This is a genomic window from Enterobacter sp. PTB, assembly GCF_051130085.1.
Taxonomy (GTDB): domain Bacteria; phylum Pseudomonadota; class Gammaproteobacteria; order Enterobacterales; family Enterobacteriaceae; genus Enterobacter; species Enterobacter ludwigii.
In genome coordinates, this window is record NZ_JBDKEE010000196.1 from 1 (window position 1) to 237 (window position 237).

Annotated in this window: 1 protein-coding gene; it reads left to right on the plus strand. The window is 59.5% G+C overall.

Going from position 1 to position 237, the window contains the following annotated elements; all coding sequences use genetic code 11:
• A partial coding sequence (locus tag AAIR21_RS28225) for a hypothetical protein (RefSeq protein ID WP_434682888.1) occupies positions 1-237 on the plus strand: 237 nt, incomplete at both ends.

The following is a 237-nucleotide window of genomic DNA, read 5'->3' on the forward strand; positions in this document are numbered from 1 at the left end:
AAAAGAAAGTCCGTATTTTCCTGGTGACGGGGAGTCCGGAAGATACGGAGAGCGCCGCTCCCCGTCTAAGCAGTGAACGCTGGCAGGAAGCGGAGGGGTGTCTGCTGGTTTACGGGGGCGATGCGCAGTTGCCGCCGGATGAAAACGTCTTATCGGTGCTCAGACAACTTCGCCCCCGCCAGCCGCTGACCGGGATTGTCCAGATAGTGCATACGGACGCTTTTCCCGATGAGCAGG